This is a genomic window from Marinomonas sp. S3726, assembly GCF_000967665.1.
GTDB lineage: Bacteria > Pseudomonadota > Gammaproteobacteria > Pseudomonadales > Marinomonadaceae > Marinomonas.
Genome location: NZ_JXYC01000032.1, coordinates 127,350 through 146,639 on the forward strand (window position 1 = coordinate 127,350; position 19,290 = coordinate 146,639).

The following is a 19,290-nucleotide window of genomic DNA, read 5'->3' on the forward strand; positions in this document are numbered from 1 at the left end:
GGTTCTTCATAGTCAGTCTTATGAGAGCTTTCGCTCTCAGGCCTCCAATTCTGCAAGTAAATCAATAAATTCCGCATCTGTGATGTCAGCGTCAGGAAAGTCTACGGCCGTCGCACGACCCGTATTTGGCTGGCAGCAATGCTCAATCAGCAAGACCAATTCATTCATATAGTTCTCAGCGATCTCAGGTACACAGGCATAAAGGTCATGGCTGTTTTCGCTATTTCCCTGTTGATTTGATGCTGGGTAAGTCCATTCAAGATGTAACTCACCCGACAAGATCACAGCATTAATATCTAAAACATGAGGTCGTAGTGCTGTCGCGGCTTTCATGCCAGGACATAAAGGCGTGGATAATGAGAATGGGCTATCCCCCGCTAATCCGTCTTGTTGCCCTAAATAGTTAAAGGACACAAAACTGTGACTTCTCTCATTAAAGGTTTGCTTAAAGCTTGGCTTGGCTGCTGCTTCTTGAGAGCCAGTGTCTGTACCATCGCCAGAGAGACTCAAATACCTTAATAGGCCATATTCCAAGCCTTTTTCCGGTAGGCGGCGCAGTTGCTCTTTGTTGTGAATCAATGCAGATTCCCAGTCCACTACGGCAGATAATTTCTGCGGGAAGCGGCTAGTAAACCAACCAATACTGGTGGATAAATCCAAGTCACTGTCACCAGACTCTCGTCCATGACCTTCAAGCTCTATGGTCACTTCTGGCAATTGCTGCCATTGACCTAGCACTTTTGTCAAGGCGGTCAGTAATAACTCCTGCACACGGGTTTTGTAAGCCACATTGGCATCACCTAGCAATTTCTGAGTGAGTTCTTGGCTTAAACTAAGGCTAAGCTGTTTACTATTTTGATAAGTATTATTGGCATCCACTTGTGGCAACTCAATTTGAATCTGAGATGCCCAATAAGCAGTAGCCGCCTCCACATCCAGTTGGCTTGCTCGCTCAGCTAGGTAATCTTGCCACTGATCGAAACGCGCTACATCTGTTGCAGATAAAACGTCAGACTGGTTAGTTAACGCAGCTTTATAATAAGCATGAAGATCTTGTAGTAATACTTGCCAACTGACCGCATCCATAATCAAGTGATGAGCGGCACATAGCAGTTGCTTAGATTTTGACAGCCACACAAATTTAACAAGAGGTGCTCGATCGAGTTTAAAATCAGATTGCAGTGAGGCCAGAACAGGACTATTTACATCCTCTGCGTTAACATCTTCGCCATCATATTCCTGAACTAAACGCTCTCCCCAGTTTGACTTAATCGGCTGATAAATCTGCTGCCAAGCTTCAAAGGATTGCTCTGTTCCTTTAGAGAATGCCAAACGTAAGCTTGGGTGACGCTCTACCAATTTCAGAGCGGCTGCACGTAAAGCGACTAAATCTAAGTCGATACTAGCGTCAAGCAGAAGCGACTGATTCCAATGGGATAAATTTTCCTGCGGTGTCTCGCTTTGCTGCTCAAAGAACCATGCTTGTATTGGGGTAAGCGCAAATGGCTCAGTAGGAAGAATAATTTCTTTCGAACTTGTTTCAGCTTTATTTGATGAAGCCATAGCGGTATTTGCCTCTTGCGCTGCAAGGGCGAGCTCTGCCATTGTTTGATGTTCAAACACCTGCTTTGGTGTCAATGCAATACCAGCTGCTTTGGCTTTCGCTATGATCTGCAAACTCAGTATTGAATCACCACCGACCGCAAAAAAATTATCCTTTGCGGTTAGGTTTGGCTTCCCTAACACGTCTTTAGCAATTTCAAGTAAAGCCTTTTCCAGTTTGTTTTCTGGCTTTTCAGGTGTTTTTGCTACCAAGGCAAGCTCAGCAACGGTTTGATGCTCAAAAATGGCTTTAGGTGTTAGAGTGATGTCTTCTTTTTTCGCCTTGGCAATAATCTGCAAGCCTAGAATCGAGTCGCCACCATTTGCAAAAAAGTTATCATGTATGGTCAGCGCAGGCTTACCCAGTAATGTCTGCCAAATAGTCAGTAAGGTACTTTCTGTAGGCGTAAGTGATGCGCTTTCGCTGACATTAGATTCAACTAGATTGGCCTTTTCAATATAAGCATCTGCATCAGGCAAGCCTTTGCGATCTAGCTTTCCGTTTCCTAAAAGAGGCAGGCTCTCTAGCGGAATCCAAACAGCAGGAACCATATAGTCCGGCAATTCAGACAACATATTAGCTTTAAGAGAATCCAACTTCTCATTGATAGAAGAAGCCTTACCTTCTTCATCAGTAACAATATAAGTGACGAGTCGATTATTTTGTCTTGCATCAGGCACATTCAGTACGACAGCATCATCAAGATGCTGCTTTAGCCAAGCTTCAACTTCGCCTGGCTCAACACGATAGCCTCGAATCTTAATTTGAAAGTCACTACGACCAATAAAGTAAAGCGCTTCACCCACTTGCTTCACCCTATCACCCGTACGATACCAAGACTTTCCATCGATCTGATGGAAGCGCTCTTTGGTTAATTCTGTTTGACCAAGATAGCCATTTGCTAAGGTCGGACCAGAGACTTCTAATTCACCTGCAAAACCTTGTGGTGCAATTCGTCCACAGGCATCAACAACGCGTGTTTCTACGTTCGCTAAAGGTCGTCCTAGGGCGACACCCTCACTAAATAAATCAAGCTTTTTAGCCACGACGCCAATAGTCGTTTCTGTCGGGCCATAGTGGTTAAAAATAGACATGGTTTTTTTGCGAACCGAAACCTTGGCAACAAGCTCTGGCGATATGGCTTCACCGCCAAGAATCAAGGCTTCACTTGGTAACCACTCTGAACGCGCTGTTGCCAGCAAGATGCCATTTAAATGAGAAGGCACAATCTTAAGGCAATCTACTGGAGACTCAGCTAACTCCTCCGCCAGCGCTTCAGCATCAAAGGCCAAATCTTCTGCTAACAAACGCAGTGTACGGCCACTCAATAATGCCCCGTAAATGGCGGTATAACCAAGATCAGCACCATTGCTGGCAAGGGACGCTAAGCTTGCCTTCTCAGACAATTGCAAACGATCCAATACACCAGTGACATAGTGAATCAAGTTAGATTGGCTAACTTCTACCCCTTTAGGTTGCCCAGTTGAGCCTGAGGTGTAAATCACATAAGCCACATCCTTTTCACCCGGAAGCTGACTTTGAGCCAAAGCGTCTGTTTGCGAAAGATCGCCCCTCTCTTGAGTAGAAAGAGCGTATTCAGAAGAGAACGTAGACTGATTTACCCAAAGACAGGCTTTAGGCAACCAACTTGGAGTCTCTGTATTTTCTAGGCTTTCAGTTTTTTCTAGGCTTTCTGTTTTTTCTGAGCTCTCAAAAGCACCTTCATCATGGCCCACCACAAGCGCTAACTCTGCATCTTGGCAGATAAACTGCAATCGACTATCAGGCCACTTGTGATCCATCGCCACATAGGTTGCCCCTAAACGCCAACAAGCCAACATAGCAACGATCTGCTCAACACTTCGCTCTAAACAGATACCTACACGTTTACCGGAGTTAACCCCTTTTTGCTTCAAAAACACAGCAGCAAGATCGACCTTTTGCATCAAATCAGCATAACTCAGGGACTGACTTTCATTTTTTAGAGCAATATTATCTGGCTGTGTTTGAGCAATGTTTGCAAATGCATTCCATGCTGTGTCTGTCACTGGCGCAAGTGTTTCACCAACTAATACCGACGCTGTCTCTGTGCTTGCTAAATCCAAAGATACCAAAGGTTGTGACACATTTGTCAGCAGCTGATTGATAAAATGGATAAAACTATCACGAATACTTTCAACAGTTTCACGGCGATATAAACTATTGTTGTAACGCCATTTGCCAAGAAAACCGGTGCGATTATCGACAACGACTAAGTTCAAATCATGGGCAGCACCCCGCTGCTCCGCTAGCAGTTCAGCTTCCACGATGCCTTGCATACCTGCTTCTGGTCTCTCGTGGTTTAGAGTAAACATATGCTGGAAAACAGGTGATCGACCTGCTTCACGTTTCACGTCTAACTTTTCGATCAAGGCAGAAAATGGGTATCCTTGATGCCTCATTACCTGCTGTGTTTGTTCATCAACTTGCGCGACCCAAGCATCAAAACCCTGAAGTAAATCAGGTCGACACCTTAGGGCTAATGGGTTAACCAAATACCCAACTAGTCGAGCATCTTCTGAGGACAATCGACCAGAACTTGGGGTACCAATAATAAAATCATCTTGGCCAGATAAACGCCCCATAAACCATTGAAACGCAGACATAAACCAAACATAAGGCGTCACTTCCAATTGACGACATTGCTGTCGTAATTGCGCCCCTTGGGATTTAGTCAAATTAAATTGAATCTCTTCCCCGTCTGAGCCTGTTTTAGCACTGTGCGGGAAGTCTGTTAGTAAATTAAGTTGCGGCAAGTCGGCCAACTCTGCTAACCAAAATTGCTCTGTCGCTTCCCCTGTTAATACGCTTTGTTGCTGCTTGGCACACCACTCACGATAACTTGTGCTTTCAACAGGCTGAGCGTCCAGTTTATCAATGCTTTGGCCACCTAATAATTGCACAAGCTCCTGGCGCAAGACTTCAAATGACATGAAGTCCGCCGCGATATGGTGAATCACCATAGTTAAGTAAAGATGTTGCTCGTCACCTAGGGTATTGGCCAGTAACGCACCACGGCACACCTGCCCCTCATCCAACTTCAAGGCCTTGTCCGCTTCACGGGACACCCAGCCATTAATTTGCTTTTGGTTAGCATTATTTAGCGGCAGTACAGACAGGCTATGACTGCTCTCTATACCTTCTATACCCTGCTGGCTATCTGACGTTGCCAACCATTGAACAGGGTCACCATCTCGCTCCCCATAAGCACTACGTAAAATAGGATGACGTTTTAATAATTCAACAAAGGCTTGTTGAACTGCGTCAAGGGTTACACAGCTATTCAGCTTAATTGCGTAAGCCATGTTATAAGCAGAGCTCTCAGGCGCCATGCGATATAAGAACCAAAGGGATTTCTCATTAAGCCCTAAAGGTCTTGGTGTAAAATAATCTGGCTGCTGAGTTAGCGCCTCAATAATAAGCGCTTTATTAGTCCGTATTTGAGCAAGCAGCGCTTGATCCATCACACCTTTTGCCGCTTTAAAGGTTAACTTACCTTGGTTTAGCGTTAAGGTGACGCCTTTTAACCAACACTCTCTAAGTAGTGGAAGGAAGGTTTGAGTACTGCTTGTCTGAGCGCTGTTTATTTGAGAAACCATGATTAAATCTCTCCCTCAAGCAGACATTCGTCTTCATTTACATCTAGATCCACTTCCTGAGTCTTGGAAATAACCGGTGTCGATGCAAGGTATGCTGCCAACGCCTTGGTGGTCGGGTATTGCCAAATTAATTCCGCTGATAGATCAAGATTCAGCCGTTGAGAGAGCTCGTGGGTTAATGTCATTGAATCAACCGAATCAAGCCCTGTTCCAGCTAGCTTTTGCTCTGGACTCACATCATCAATAGCAACCTGCAAACGCTGTGCGATCCAATAACACATCCAATGAGAAATCGATTCTGCATCACCTGATTTCAGTTCAGGTTCATCAGACACCTTCTCTTTATGAGTGTTTTCTGCTTCACCATCTTTCCTCCATTGCGCTACCGCATTTAAGGCACCTTGTTCGTACAAATCGCGGTTTTTAAGGCGCTGAATTTTACCCGATGTCGTTTTTGCCAATGACACAGGTTTAATTAACACCACCGCAGACAGGCTAATTTCATATTCTTCAGCTACCGCTTGGCGAATGCTTAGAATAGTTTCTTCATAGTTTTTGCTACGCATGCCTTGGCGAGTGACTTCTTGCACCAAGACAACTTGATTATCTGTTGTTTGGAACACAGCACCACCATGTGGCGCTAGACCTTCATCAACCGCCTGTACACTTGCTTCAATATCTTGAGGATAAAGATTTCGACCATTCACTATGACAACTTCTTTTGCACGACCACTGACATAAAGCCAGCCATCTAGAATGAAGCCAAGATCACCTGAACGTAAATAGCCTCCGTTATTGTCAGCAACATCTTTGGTAGTTTGTGGATCACAAAGCACTTCATTATTGAATACTTCAGCATTCACTTCAGGCTTGTTCCAATAACCTTGTGCTACGCTGCCACCGCGAATCCAAATTTCACCCACTCTGTCATCTGCAAGCACTTGCTTAGTTTCAGGGTCAACAATGCAAACCGACATTTGGTCATTCAAACGACCAGAAGAAGGTACAGCCACCAGCTCATCCAACAAGGCGTCATCGTTTGAGTGAGTAACATTTGCTCTAACCAGCTTACCTTTTTGCAGCTCGGCCTTATCAAGCTGAACACTTCGACTAGGCTGATCACTGGCCGTAGTAGTGACAAACAAGCAGGTCTCTGCCATGCCATAACAAGGTTTTAGTGTATTTTCAGACAGTCCACATTCAGCAAAAGCTTGGTTGAACTTTTCCAAAGTCGCTGTATGAATTGGCTCAGCACCATTTGCTGCAAAACGCCAATGGCTTAAATCTAAAACTTGTTTTTGCTCTTCACTGACTCGTGCAACACAATGCTCATAGATAAAGTTCGGCCCACCACTCACAACCGCTTTATAATCAGAAATGGCCTTAAGCCAAAGGAATGGTGCTTGCAAAACAACAGGCGGGAGCAGTAACCATACAGAGGTACCAGCACATATAGGCGCCAAGACACCACCTACAAACCCCATATCATGGTACATAGGCAGCCAAGTCACCACATTTGTGGTTTCGGTCATTGAGAACTCTTGAACGATTAACGCGGTATTGTGTATTAAATTACCGTGCCCCAGCATCACACCTTTTGGTGAACCGGTTGAACCTGAGCTGTATTGTAGATAAGCCACACTCTCAGCATGAATGTTTGGCATGACCCATTGTTCTGCTGAGGTAATTTTCTCTTCACCCACAACAAATTGCTGACAGTTTTGGTCACCTTCTTCTAACCAAGCTTTCACCTGATCTTGATGTTCAGCACTACAAAGCGCGAGGCTTGCATCTGAATCTTTCAAAATACTACTCAAACGACCCCAATCACGACGACGTTGTTGCGGAGCATAGGCAGTTACTGCAATAAGCCCAGCATATATACAGCCAAAAAAGCCCACTATATAGTCGATACCATTTGGCATTAACAACATAGCTCGATCGCCCGGGTCAGAAAACGCCCTCAACTCAACCGCCATGGCACGCGCACGCGTACTTAACTCGGCATAACTAATCGTTTCAGCGACATCAGAACCATTCGCCAGCAAGGTAAAACAAGTTTTATTACCATTAGAAGCTACTTGGTGCTCCAACAGTTCGATAAGATTTGAATAAGAAGGGGTATCAATCAGATAATCCTGACCCATGAAAACTCTCCTACGACCTCATCTCTTTTAGAGGTCGCTTTAAAATGACGTTAGTGCCCTGACAATTTGGACTTTAAAAACTTAGATTTCGGATGAAATTCGCTGCCTACTGGGTTATTGATTTGACTCAGCCATAGCCACAACCACTTTGCGCTCACCTTTAAAGGTGCCTCGCGCGTGAGCCGTTAGCATGTTATCCAGCATCATGATGTCGCCTTCTTCCCACAAGAATTTCACTTCACAGTCGTCCATTACTTGGCGCACATGGTCTAGATCTTTTTCATCAATGGCAGTGCCATCACCGTAATAAACATTTCGAGGCAGGTTCTCTTCACCTACGATAGAAATTAAGGTTTCACGTACATGAGGTTGTAAATTAGATACGTGGAAAAGGTGTGCTTGGTTAAACCAAATTTTCTCGCCTGTTCTTGGGTGAGACATGGTGGCTTGGCAAATCTGGCGGGTACGCAATTCTTCATCACTTAACCATTCAAATTCGATTTGATTCTCGTTACAGAAGGATTCAACTTGCGCCTTGCTTTCAGTGTTGAAGGCTTTTTCCCATGGCAAGTCCAGACCATTACCATAATTGCGAACATACATGAGCTTTTTTTGCTCAAAGCGAGCACGAATGTCTGGATCAATTAAATTATAAATTTGTCGACTATCGGCAATCGGTGTTTCACCACCCTCTTCTGCCACTTTCAACGAACAGAACCAAATTCTCATTGGCCAACTTAAGGTATAAGCTTGTTCATTATGCAAGGGGATCACTTGATGAGAAGGATATTCTGTTGATGTATAAACCTTACCTTCCACATTACTGCGAGGTGTCGAGGCATAGTCGTAACTTAAAAGTTCTTCACCAAAGGCTTTCGCAAACTCTTGAAAGTCTTTTTCATCAGAAACTTTGAATCCGCGCAATAAAACACCACCCACCTTTTCTAGCTGAGCATCAATCACTTCTTTAATATCAGTAAAACAAGTGCGCCAGTCCGCTTCTGCTCTAGGTTCTATTACAAGAGGTAAAAGACCTTGGCCTTCCAACTGACGAGTAGAAACACTCAAATCAACAATCTCTTCCTTCTGAATTAGCATTAAAAAAACCCTACAAATCTAAAAAATATTTATCAGAAAAACGCCAATTTCTTTATTAGGCAAAGCTTTATTAGCGTTATTGCGGGGGATCATACACAATTTATGCAAAAAACAGAATAAGATTGATTATTATTTGCATTTAAATTATAAACTACGTTTTTAATCTCATTCATAAATATCATTTTTTAAAAACACGCGTTTTTTATGGAACAGAATTCGGAGAAAAACATGAGTCTTGATAATCCAAACACCACATTCAGTGTCGTCGTTAACAGTGAAGAACAATATTCAATATGGCCTGAATACAAAGACATTCCTGCTGGATGGAGCCAGGCTGGAAAACAAGGAAACAAAGAAGAGTGCCTAAGTTGGATTAAAGAAAATTGGACAGATATGCGCCCTAAAAGCCTTCAGGACGCAATGGCTAATCAATAAGTTAAAAACTGGTTAAATAGCCTTTGCACTCAGTTAGAGCAAAAAATTTCTAAGTGTATTTTTTATAGTTTGGAGTCACAGTGAATTACACCAATAGCGAGATCGTCGTACCAAAGCACGATCAAACGATGTTATCGATCAAGGGTTCGAATAAAGAGCCATTAAATTTAAATACATTTTTAGAGCAACCTACCCGCGCTCTAGAATCGACTATTCACTTAGAGAATCAAGAAAATAGGGAATCAAACGCACGTAGCTATCCTCGACGTATCCCTTTAGCGCTAACCAGAGGCCAAGGCATATTTTTACAAGACACAGAACAGCAAGTCTTCATTGACGGTTTAGCGGCTGCTGGAACACTCGCATTAGGTCATAGCCATCCTGAAATAGCAGAAACCATTACGCAAACTTTAAACAGTGGTGTCCCTCTTCAAACTTTGGATATCACCACGCCTGTTAAAGAAGAGTTTATCGACTCACTGTTTCAGCTACTTCCAGCTAACATAGCGAAACAAGCGCGCGTGCAATTTTGTAGCCCATGTGGCGCTGATGCTGTAGAAGCGGCGATCAAGCTTGCGAAGACAGCAACAGGCCGAAACACCATTCTTGCTTTCTCCGGTGCTTATCACGGCATGACCCAAGGCACCCTTTCCATTATGGGTAACCTTGGCCCTAAATCTGCAATTGGTGCCATAGTGCCCGATGTACAATTTATGCCTTACCCTTATGCACCACGCTGCCCTTATGGCCTTGGTGAAGACGGCGTAAAAGCCAGCTTAAATCAGCTTGAAACCATGCTGACTGACCCAGAATCTGGCGTACTAAAACCTGCTGCAATCATACTTGAAGCGGTGCAAGGTGAAGCAGGTGCGATTCCTGCAGATAACGAATGGCTAAAAGGCCTTAGAAAACTCACTCAAAAGCATGGCATTTTACTCATAGTTGATGAGGTGCAAGCAGGCATGGGAAGAACGGGCGAAATTTTTGCCTTTGAGCACGCCGGCATCGAGCCAGACATTATCGTATTATCAAAAGCGATTGGCGGCGGTCTACCAATGGCTGTCATTGTGTACAAGAGTGAAATTGACCTTTGGAAACCAGGCGCACACGCAGGAACCTTTAGAGGTAACCAATTAGCCCTCGCTAGTGGCCGTGTTGTAATGCGCCATCTTTTAGAAGAAAAACTTCACCTGCATGCAAGAGACATGGGCGCTAGACTCAAAAACCATTTAGCCAAGATCAAAAGCCCTTTAGTAGGTAATGTTCGTGGTCGTGGACTCATGCTTGGGGTCGAGATAGTTAACCCACTTGCAGAAAAAGATGGCCTTGGGCAATATCCTGTGGATGGCGAACGCGCTAGAGCAATACAACAAGAAGCTCTCAAGTTAGGCTTAATTGTCGAACTCGGTGGCCGCTTTGGGTCAACTATCCGCCTGCTTCCTCCGCTCATTATTACAGGAGAAGAAGTCGATACCATTGCAGAAAGGCTAGCTGAAGCGATTGATATTATTACGCTTAAAACCACCTGATTAGGTGATTGAGTGGGGTTTTAAAACGACGCACTCAATCAATAAAGTAGCAAGATAAAATAGGCTTTTGACGCACAGTGATTCCCGCTCGCCAATTCTGACGTGCGGGTATTTTTTGAATCAAGAACTAATTTTTAGATCAGATTAGATAGTTTTTTGAACTCAAGCGCTCTGCTTTTGGACAAAGCCGAACTAATAAAGACGTATCCTAACAAGCAAATCTCGTCCACAAAAAAACACGCGGTGCGTGTTTTAAGTCGCTATGGTAAAACAGGGTAAGAATCCCCTCGCTGGATTTTTCCAGCGAATTGTAATGCGTAGCGGTTGTTTTCTCATTGTGTCAATGAAAGACATGTAATTCTTGTTTTATGGCTCGCTTTCACTTAGTAGATATTTTTCCTTCATTATATCTGTCGATAATATCGGTTAATTCTAATGAATACCCATATGCTTCTAAAGTTTTTTCAATCATGGCTTTATCTTCTAGTTCTCTATAATATACAAAACGATCATTTTCGTAGTGCATTCTAGAAGTAAGATAAATTAGAGTTGAGAGGGTGTTAACTATTGATTTAGCAGCATTTTTATCTAATTTTTTAGCTTCGCCGTCACTTGATTCAGCAAGTATTTCGATTTTATTATTTATAAAATCAACTATTTTGAAAATAGATTTAATCGCATTTCTTTGCTCATAAGTTAGTGAAGAATAAACTTCTGAGAAAGTCTGATCTATAGAGTAAAGCTCTATTATTCTCGGTATTGAATAACTACTAGTGTATCCATTATTCAACCCATAAAATTCCGCTAAAACAGATTTAGAGTAAGTTTCATATGCTATATCAAGCATACGCTCTGCATCAGTTTTCAAATCGGATACCTCAAGAAGCAACGTCTTCATTTTGCTTTTAACTTCGTATGTCCTTTTTCGCTGCTCAGCCCAAGGTGCGATTAGTGCCCCTAGAACCACCCCTACAAGCGGTGCAAGATATTTCATAAACTCCATTTCTGTTTCCAATCTATCTATTCCTCCAACATTTTATAATACGAGCTTAATTAGGTTTAAAGAAAGTTACTTCTACAAGCTCACTTAACTTTTCTCTCTATCCTTATTGATCCATTTAAGAAAGATTCCAATATAGATTGCTGAAACAAAATAACCAGCTAAAGCCTCAGCGGCAGCCCAAGTCCTTGCCTCTCCAACAGCTCTAAAATCGCCATAACCTAACGTGGTCCAAGTTACCACAGAAAAATAAAGACTATCTTCTGGACTATGAGAAATACCATCAGGTCCAACTAAGCCAGTACTTTTGTACTTTAAAGCAAACAAAAAAATTGAAATAACTACCAAAATTGTAAAATCTAAAACTCTTTTTCCAAATTCATTTGGATAAAGAGATGATCGCATTTTAGATATGGCCGATATTAATAAAGCAACTAATACAATCCAGTAAGACAAGTAAAGAATTTGGTTAATAGACTCTGACGAAAAAAATAAATAATAATACGCAATGAAGAGTACTAATGGACTCCAACCATATTCTAAAAAATTACTCTTTGCTGCTTTTTTAAAGTTAACAAACATTAGTTATCCTCTTCTTTAAAATTAAAAACAGATGAATATTCAAAATCCCCCCTAACCCATTGATCTATAGACTATTCCCGCATCCTATCAGCAATCTAAAACTGAACACACATTCAATTTACTTAGATCTAGTGCTCATGCAGCCACCTGCACTTTGTTAGATTCTTGGTAATTGGCAATCACTAAGGCTTCGGCCAGTGGTGGGCAAACCGCATTACCACAACGGGCAACTTGGCTGGTTTTTGAAAGCTTCTTACCTTCTGAGTCATGAGATATTTTATAATCTGCAGGAAAGCCCATGGCTAAGAAAAGCTCATGAGGTTGTAACATTCTGATTCCAATATCGACGATTTGATAAGCCACGCCTTTCACCATTACCAAAGCAAAACGGTCTCTTGTGGTGAGTGTGTGCAAAGGCTTTTCTAGGGAATGGGCCACACCGTTTCCATAGTATTCAACGAGGAAGGCCCGAACTTCGCCAAGGTGATTGCCACCAGAAGAAACAGTATGCAAAGGCTCATCAATACCATGACAGACATTATTCCCGCGATACTTCACTATGTGGCTAGTGACTAAACCAAAGTGCCCCCCCTTTTACTTGGGCGCATAATGTACGCATTGGCTCATCAATCAACACTTCAACAGACAGTCAATCTAAAATCAACAAAACGCATCCACTTCCAAAAAGACTCTAGTTTGTTAACCATCGACACGCACTTAAGTTTGGCCTTCGCTTCATCGTCCACATAAGCCAAGCAGATAAGCTATACAAATAAGATACAAAAAAGCCGAAACGATGGTTTCGGCTTTAGAGGTGTTTCAGAAAAAGTACTTCAGAGAAAAGCGCTTCTGCAAAAAGTGCTAATAAAGAGAACGTCACTTATTAATTTATAGATAAGCCATCACACATATTGCGCAGCACAATAACCACTCGCCCAAGCCCATTGGAAGTTATATCCACCTAACCAACCTGTGACATCAAGCACTTCACCAATAAAAAATAAGCCCTTAACCTCTTTTGCTTCGAAGGTTTTTGAAGATACATAGTTGGTATCCACCCCACCTAAGGTCACCTCAGCTGTGCGGTAGCCTTCTGTGCCGTTGGGTTTAATGACCCAGTTATGCAGTGTTTCGGCGATTTCTTCGAATGCTTGATTACCATATTCAGCTAGAACACCTTGCCACTTATGATCTTCAATTAGCATACTGGCCAAGCGTTTTGGTAATAGCTGGGATAGCACTTTATCAATTTGGCTTTTCGGGTTCTTTTCTCTCGCTTCTACCAATAATGAGTAGATAGACTCAGCAGGGTAAAGGTCGATTTTAAGTTCATCTCCCGGCAGCCAATGGTTGGATATTTGTAAAATAGCAGGGCCACTTAAACCTCTGTGAGTAAATAGCATGGGCTCTGTGAAGTTTGTTTTATTGGCTGTTACAGACACATCACAGCTTACACCCGCTAAGGGTTCGAATTTCGCTTTCAAATCTGGTTGCAAGGTGACCGGCACTAAGCCTGCTCTTGTGGGTAACACTTCAAGGCCAAACTGTTCTGCAATTTGATAACCAAACCCAGTCGCTCCTTTAGAAGGGATGGATAGCCCTCCTGTTGCGATCACTAAGGATTCGCAAATAAAGGTACCTTGGTTTGTTTCTACTTCTTTGCACTCACCCAAGTCTGTCACTTTAACAACCTTGGTGTTTAAAGAGATATTTACGCCTGACCATTCGCATTCAGTCAACAAAATAGACAGTAGGTCTTTTGCGCTCTTTTGACAAAATAGCTGACCAGGTGCTTTTTCAACATACTCTAAGCCATGCCTGTCCATTAGCTCTACAAAATGACTTGGCCCATAGCGTTTTAAAGCCGATATCACAAAGTGGGGGTTCTGAGATAAGAAATGTTTAGGAGAAGCATCCATATTCGTAAAGTTACAGCGGCCTCCTCCTGACATGATAATTTTTTTACCTGCCATATTTGCATGGTCTATCAGTGTGACTGACCTACCACGATAAGCCGCATTTGCTGCGCACATTAAACCTGATGCGCCTGCACCTATTATCAAAACATCTACTTTATTCAATTGCTGATCACCTAAATACTGAGGCAGGCATTATAGAGATTCGCTCATTTCAATGCAGCCCCACGCTATAAACAAATTAAATTTTTATTACAAAAAAAAGTTATCCACAGGCAAATTAAAAACAAAACTCAATCTCAAAATACAGATAAAACCCGTGCTGCAAGGTAAGTAAGGAAAGATTTGCTAACTTGGTTTAGCAGGATTTAGCATGAAATTATGCTCAAAAAAATTGCTTTCAATTCATGGAGTCACTTGACAATAATTCTGTCCACAAAATCCGTGAAAAAATCTGTGGGAATTACATTTTTTTCTTTATAAAACATAATCTTAATAATTAATCGTGGTTAAAAAGGATTTTCTTAAATTCAACTGTCAATATTTTTTAAGAAAAAAAATTTGCTCTTTTTGTGCTGTTTTTTTTCCGAATCTGTTTATTTAAACAGTAGTTTTTTTTCTTAAAATACCCATAGGTCAGACTGTCACCTCATTTGCAAAATTAAATTTAAAAAAATTATATTTTTATTACAGAGTGTGTGGATATCTATAAAAATTGAGTCTTGACGCACCGCCTGTTTATTTATACAGTACTGTACAAATAAACAGCTACCGAGATTGCAGATATGAAAAACTCATTATTAAAGCTAGGTCTATTCAATAATATCTACCTTATTCTTGTTCTCTTTTTATTAGCCGCCTATTCCCCTGTAAAAGATATGCTTAGTTGGACAGCTAAGCAGTTTGCAAATGAGAGCATCCAACTGGTAGACATCTCTTTTGGTAATCGCTTACCTTGGCAAGCTGAGAATAATAATTACACCTATGTAAATACCTCTAATAACCAACCTAGTTATACAGCTCAAGTCATACATACACGTATAAAGTTAAGTAACCCAAGTAACGAAAGTAAGTCCTTTAAAAAGATTTGGTTAACCTTTGAACATGCCAATGGGGCAACCGAATATACAACTGACTACAGCTTATACAATATCGAGACACGCCAAAAATTAGTTGGAAGTACGGTTAAGTTAGCACCGAATACAGAATTGGAGTTGTTAGCCTCTTATCGATTTATCCCTAGCTATCCAACAAGTAAGCCTCAAAACTTAAAAGTTTCTTGGGAAAATGAATCGCATTTAAGAGAAAAAGGCTGTCTTTTAAACTTTGATGATTTAGCAATTAATGACTTTGGTCAATCTTGTTATAGATAAGCAAGCAATTGTTCTAAAAAACGAATTTAGTTCAATAATGCACTTGATAATGATTTTCATTTTAACTACGATACCTATTAAGTTAACTAAAATATTACTTAATTGGAGTTTTTAAATGAAACGTTTTGTTACACCGATTGCGGCATGTGTTGCTGCAACTTTACTTACTGCTTGTGGATCACAGGGCGTTCAGCCTAACAAAACAATCACAGCAAATGATGTTGTAATTAATTACTCTGATATTGCGCAAGCAATTTACACTGACTCTTTAACAACGGCTCAAACACTGAAAGTTGCTATTGATCAGTTTGTTGCAAACCCAACAGAAGCTAACTTGGCGAAAGCTCGTCAAGCTTGGATTGATTCACGTGTACCTTATCAGCAAAGTGAAGTTTATCGTTTCGGTAATGCTGTTGTTGATGATTGGGAAGGTAAAGTTAACGCTTGGCCTCTTGATGAAGGTCTGATTGACTATGTTGCAACTGATTATGGTACTGATTCAGATGTAAACCCTCTTTATACTGCAAACGTTGTTGCTTCTACCTCTTTGACAATTGCCGGCAAACAAGTAGATACAAGCGACATTACACCAGCTCTTCTACAAGAACTTCACGAAGCTGATGAAGTTGAAGCCAATGTTGCAACTGGTTACCACGCAATCGAATTCCTATTATGGGGACAAGATTTGAACGGTACCAACCCTGGTGCAGGTGAGCGCCCTGCTACTGATTACGATGTAAACAACTGTACTGGTGGTAATTGTGACCGTCGTGCAGCTTACCTTGTTGCGGCAACTGATTTGCTAATCACAGATCTTGAAGAAATGGCTGCTAACTGGGGTGCTAACGGTGAAGCTCGTCAAGCAATCCTAGACCAAGGTGACAAGCAAGGCTTGGCAACAATCCTAACAGGTATGGGTAGCTTGGCTTACGGTGAACTTGGTGGTGAACGTACTAAGTTAGGCCTAATGCTACACGATCCAGAAGAAGAGCATGATTGTTTCTCTGACAACACTCACTACTCACACTTCTACGATGCAAAAGGCATTCAGAATGTTTACCTAGGTGAGTACCAACGTGTTGATGGTTCTTGGGTTAAAGGTGCTTCTCTATCTGCATTAGTTAGCGCGCAAGACTCTATTCTAGATGCTGAAATGAAAGGTAAACTAGAAAACACCCAAACTGCTGGTCAGGCTATGGTTGACGCTGCACAAGTAGGTCAAACATTTGACGTTCTAATCGGCATGGGTAACCAAGCTGGTAACCAGTTGGTACAAGATTTCGTTGACTCTCTAGTTGCTGAAACAAGAACAACTGAAGAAATCATTCGTCTATTAGATCTTGAAGATATTACTCTTGAAGGATCAGACAGTTTGGATAACCCAAGCGCTGTATTCTAAAAAGACTGAAAAAGAGGCAGCAATTTTTGCTGTCTCTTTTTACATATATAAAGATACGATACGATTTTAGTTACCTCATGAATTAATGCAGAGCCTAACATTGAACGCTTTATTCCATAATGCTGGAGCAAGTTTACTTGTTGCCAGTTTTTTTGCATTTTCGACTAGCTCAAATGCTGCCACCAGCAAAATTGATGCAAACGCATTCCAGCAACCTTTTGCAAGCCTTTCCGCTGAAGAGAAATTTAACCATAGCATTGGTAGATCACTATTCGAAAAATTTTGGGTTGCATCACCCTCTTCAACCACTGCAAGTGATGGTTTAGGTCCTTTATACAATGCTCGCTCTTGTCACAGCTGCCATTTAAATAATGCCAAAGGTCATGCTCCAGCAAATCTACAAAGTGCGATAACAACGCCTTCATTCTTTGTCAGGCTCAAACGTTGGCCACGCCCTACTGGGTTCGATCCCAAAACCGCGGTAACAGGAGACACTCGTTACGGCACTCAACTCCAAACATTATCAACCACTGAGCTGCCACCAGAAGCTGAGCTAATTGTTGAATATGAGTATTCCACCCTTAATTTTATCGATAACACGCCCATTGAGTTAAGGAAGCCAAACTACTCTCTAAATAAATTAGGGTACGGCGAGTTTAATAAAGACACATTTTTATCTGGAAGGGTTTCCCCTGCTTTAACTGGCGTAGGTCTAATTGATGCTCTTGATGAAGAAACAATACTGGCTAATGAAGATATCCATGACGAAGATGGTGATGGCATTAGTGGTAGAGCAAATCGAGTTTGGGATAAGATCAACCAGACTTGGGCTGTAGGCAAGTTTGGCTGGAAAGCCACAGTCGCCACTTTATCTGAACAAAATCAAAGCGCTTTTAATGGTGATCTTGGATTATCTACGCCACTTGTTACTTCTCCTTATGGTGATTGTACGCAAGCCCAAACAGCCTGTTTGAATCTAGCTAACGGTAATAGCGAACATTTGGATAATCTTGAAGTAAGTAACCAAATAATGCTCTTAGTAAATAAGTTTTCTGCTCTTTCTGCCCCAAGCAAAATTAGAAACCTTTCTGACAAAAAATTCATGCAAGGTAAGTTAGTCTTTGACCAACTTAATTGTGCTGGTTGCCATACACCAAAAATGACAACAAGCAATAAGACTGAATATAAGGTGCTTGCCAGCAAGACTTTTTATCCGTTTAGTGACTTCCTCTTACATGAAATGGGGCCGGACCTTGCAGATACAGGTAATGAGTTTAATGCCAATGGACAAGAATGGCGTACACCCCCTTTATGGGGAAATGCGCTTAATAAAATAACTTCAGGTAGAGAAAGTTATTTACATGATGGTCGAGCACGAAATTTAGTCGAAGCAATTGCTTGGCATGGCGGTGAAGCAAAGCAAAGCCAATTAGGCTTTTTACAATTAAATAAAACACAAAGAAACGACTTAATTTATTTTTTGGAATCCCTATAGATGAAAACATTGTTAAAGCTTCCTATTACACTCCTTTCTTTAAGTCTTCCTTTCGCTGTGAGCGCAGCGGATATGGAAAAACAAAGCCCTTGGCTAGATACCTTTAATGGTATTAACAAAGAGCTTATTTCACCAAATTATCTTGATTTCTCTCAATCTGCTGCGAAATTAAGTCGCAGTATCGAAGCATTTTGCCAACAACCAAATGCAGAGAAACTCTCTCATACTCAAACTGCCTTTGCGGATAACTTACAAGATTGGCAACAAGTACAATGGCTTAACTTTGGGCCTGTGACATTATTTATGCGCTATTATTCATTCGAATATTGGCCAGACAAAAAAGGCTTAACGCAAAGACAGCTTACAAGCTTGATCAAAAATGATGTTGATACCTCAGATGACAAGTTTTGGCGTTCTGCCAGTATTGCTGTTCGAGGTTTAACGGCCATAGAATCATTATTGTATCGCTCTCAATTTGACCCAATGAACAAACCTGAATATTGCCAATTACTTGTTCAAGTTGGCCAACACCATGAACAAAGTACCGACAGAATTTATCAAGAATGGCAAACAGGTCAATTGGCCGATTGGACTTTCTTAGATGAAGATGAAGTAGGTGATATTGTTTCACTTAGCCTTGAAAAAATGATTCAACAATGGCTTGAACACATGTCTATGGTGAAAGAGAGTAAAATTGAAGCGCCTATAGGTTGGCGTGGTAAAGCCAACCTTAAATTAGCTGAGTTTTATCGCAGTGAGCAATCTCTTAATGCGATTAAGCAAAACATCACCTTATATAATGCCTTGTATCACGCAGGAGAAAACTCTCTCTACCAAAAAGCATTAGCAACTGAACCTAAGCTTGCGAAGCAACTAGATGAATCATTTAAACAAGCTCTAGTAGAGGCCAGTAAATTACCTGATGATTTTTATTCAGATTCCTTGGCTAAAAACACTAGAGTTGAGCTAGCTAAACCCGTCGTTTCTGCACTCTCTAAAGCTCAAAATGAATTACTAAGTCTTGTTACTAAACTTGGTTTCCAGATTGGCTTTAATAGCCGCGACGGAGATTAAG

At 41.5% G+C, this 19,290-nt stretch carries 13 protein-coding genes; 6 read left to right on the forward strand and 7 right to left on the reverse strand.

The genetic code is table 11. The features are described from left to right. Positions 1 to 36: 36 nt before the first annotated feature. The 3 genes from TW85_RS21350 to TW85_RS21360 form a co-directional block, all read right to left on the reverse strand. Positions 37 to 5,241: a condensation domain-containing protein gene (locus TW85_RS21350; RefSeq protein ID WP_046019174.1), complete on the reverse strand. Its 5,205-nt coding sequence runs from the start codon at positions 5,239 to 5,241 to the stop codon at positions 37 to 39. A gap of 2 nt (positions 5,242 to 5,243) precedes the next feature. Next, a complete protein-coding gene (locus TW85_RS21355) occupies positions 5,244 to 7,388 on the reverse strand; it encodes an AMP-binding protein (RefSeq protein ID WP_046019175.1) in 2,145 nt (714 codons plus the stop codon). A gap of 114 nt (positions 7,389 to 7,502) precedes the next feature. Next, positions 7,503 to 8,486, reverse strand: a complete 984-nt coding sequence (locus TW85_RS21360) for a TauD/TfdA family dioxygenase (RefSeq protein ID WP_046019176.1) — start codon at positions 8,484 to 8,486, stop codon at positions 7,503 to 7,505. Positions 8,487 to 8,714: 228 nt separating this feature from the next. Between TW85_RS21360 and TW85_RS21365 the strand changes: the two genes are divergently transcribed. After that, complete coding sequence (locus TW85_RS21365; RefSeq protein WP_046019177.1) at positions 8,715 to 8,921, forward strand: MbtH family NRPS accessory protein; 207 nt, start codon at positions 8,715 to 8,717, stop codon at positions 8,919 to 8,921. An 80-nt stretch (positions 8,922 to 9,001) separates the two neighbouring features. After that, positions 9,002 to 10,450, forward strand: coding sequence for a diaminobutyrate--2-oxoglutarate transaminase (locus tag TW85_RS21370; RefSeq protein WP_238326277.1), 1,449 nt, complete (start codon positions 9,002 to 9,004; stop codon positions 10,448 to 10,450). A gap of 379 nt (positions 10,451 to 10,829) precedes the next feature. Here the strand turns inward: TW85_RS21370 and TW85_RS21375 are convergent, their stop codons facing one another. From TW85_RS21375 to TW85_RS21390, 4 genes are all read right to left on the reverse strand, one after another. Further along, positions 10,830 to 11,465 carry a hypothetical protein gene (locus TW85_RS21375; RefSeq protein WP_157196998.1) on the reverse strand — a complete coding sequence of 212 codons (636 nt, stop codon included), beginning with the start codon at positions 11,463 to 11,465 and terminating at the stop codon, positions 10,830 to 10,832. 72 nt (positions 11,466 to 11,537) lie between these two features. Beyond that, complete coding sequence (locus TW85_RS25700) at positions 11,538 to 12,032, reverse strand: ion channel (RefSeq protein ID WP_052702349.1); 495 nt, start codon at positions 12,030 to 12,032, stop codon at positions 11,538 to 11,540. A gap of 135 nt (positions 12,033 to 12,167) precedes the next feature. Next, positions 12,168 to 12,590 (reverse strand): DNA cytosine methyltransferase, encoded by a 423-nt coding sequence (locus TW85_RS21385; RefSeq protein ID WP_052702350.1) that lies wholly within the window; start codon positions 12,588 to 12,590, stop codon positions 12,168 to 12,170. A 344-nt stretch (positions 12,591 to 12,934) separates the two neighbouring features. Beyond that, on the reverse strand, positions 12,935 to 14,113 hold the full coding sequence (locus tag TW85_RS21390; RefSeq protein ID WP_157197000.1) for an NAD(P)/FAD-dependent oxidoreductase: 1,179 nt from the start codon (positions 14,111 to 14,113) through the stop codon (positions 12,935 to 12,937). Positions 14,114 to 14,733: 620 nt separating this feature from the next. Here TW85_RS21390 and TW85_RS21395 point away from each other — a divergent pair. The 4 genes from TW85_RS21395 to TW85_RS21410 all read left to right on the forward strand — a co-directional run bounded on the left by TW85_RS21395 (position 14,734) and on the right by TW85_RS21410 (position 19,289). Then, positions 14,734 to 15,321, forward strand: a complete 588-nt coding sequence (locus TW85_RS21395; RefSeq protein ID WP_046019179.1) for a hypothetical protein — start codon at positions 14,734 to 14,736, stop codon at positions 15,319 to 15,321. Positions 15,322 to 15,436: 115 nt separating this feature from the next. Further along, on the forward strand, positions 15,437 to 16,720 hold the full coding sequence (locus TW85_RS21400; RefSeq protein WP_046019180.1) for an imelysin family protein: 1,284 nt from the start codon (positions 15,437 to 15,439) through the stop codon (positions 16,718 to 16,720). A gap of 100 nt (positions 16,721 to 16,820) precedes the next feature. Next, entirely contained in the window at positions 16,821 to 18,215 is a 1,395-nt protein-coding gene (locus TW85_RS21405; RefSeq protein ID WP_046019210.1) for a di-heme oxidoredictase family protein, read from the forward strand. Then, positions 18,216 to 19,289, forward strand: coding sequence for an imelysin family protein (locus tag TW85_RS21410; protein ID WP_046019181.1), 1,074 nt, complete (start codon positions 18,216 to 18,218; stop codon positions 19,287 to 19,289). It abuts the gene before it with no gap. The last annotated feature ends 1 nt before the right edge of the window (position 19,290 follow it).

What these genes read in the sequence shown, in the direction of transcription:
- TW85_RS21350 (WP_046019174.1), bottom strand. Translation starts at nt 5,241, where the DNA reads ATGGTTTCTCAAATAAACAGCGCTCAGACAAGCAGTACTCAAACCTTC.
- TW85_RS21355 (WP_046019175.1), bottom strand. Translation starts at nt 7,388, where the DNA reads ATGGGTCAGGATTATCTGATTGATACCCCTTCTTATTCAAATCTTATC.
- TW85_RS21360 (WP_046019176.1), bottom strand. Translation starts at nt 8,486, where the DNA reads ATGCTAATTCAGAAGGAAGAGATTGTTGATTTGAGTGTTTCTACTCGT.
- TW85_RS21365 (WP_046019177.1), top strand. Translation starts at nt 8,715, where the DNA reads ATGAGTCTTGATAATCCAAACACCACATTCAGTGTCGTCGTTAACAGT.
- TW85_RS25700 (WP_052702349.1), bottom strand. Translation starts at nt 12,032, where the DNA reads ATGTTTGTTAACTTTAAAAAAGCAGCAAAGAGTAATTTTTTAGAATAT.
- TW85_RS21395 (WP_046019179.1), top strand. Translation starts at nt 14,734, where the DNA reads ATGAAAAACTCATTATTAAAGCTAGGTCTATTCAATAATATCTACCTT.
- TW85_RS21400 (WP_046019180.1), top strand. Translation starts at nt 15,437, where the DNA reads ATGAAACGTTTTGTTACACCGATTGCGGCATGTGTTGCTGCAACTTTA.
- TW85_RS21410 (WP_046019181.1), top strand. Translation starts at nt 18,216, where the DNA reads ATGAAAACATTGTTAAAGCTTCCTATTACACTCCTTTCTTTAAGTCTT.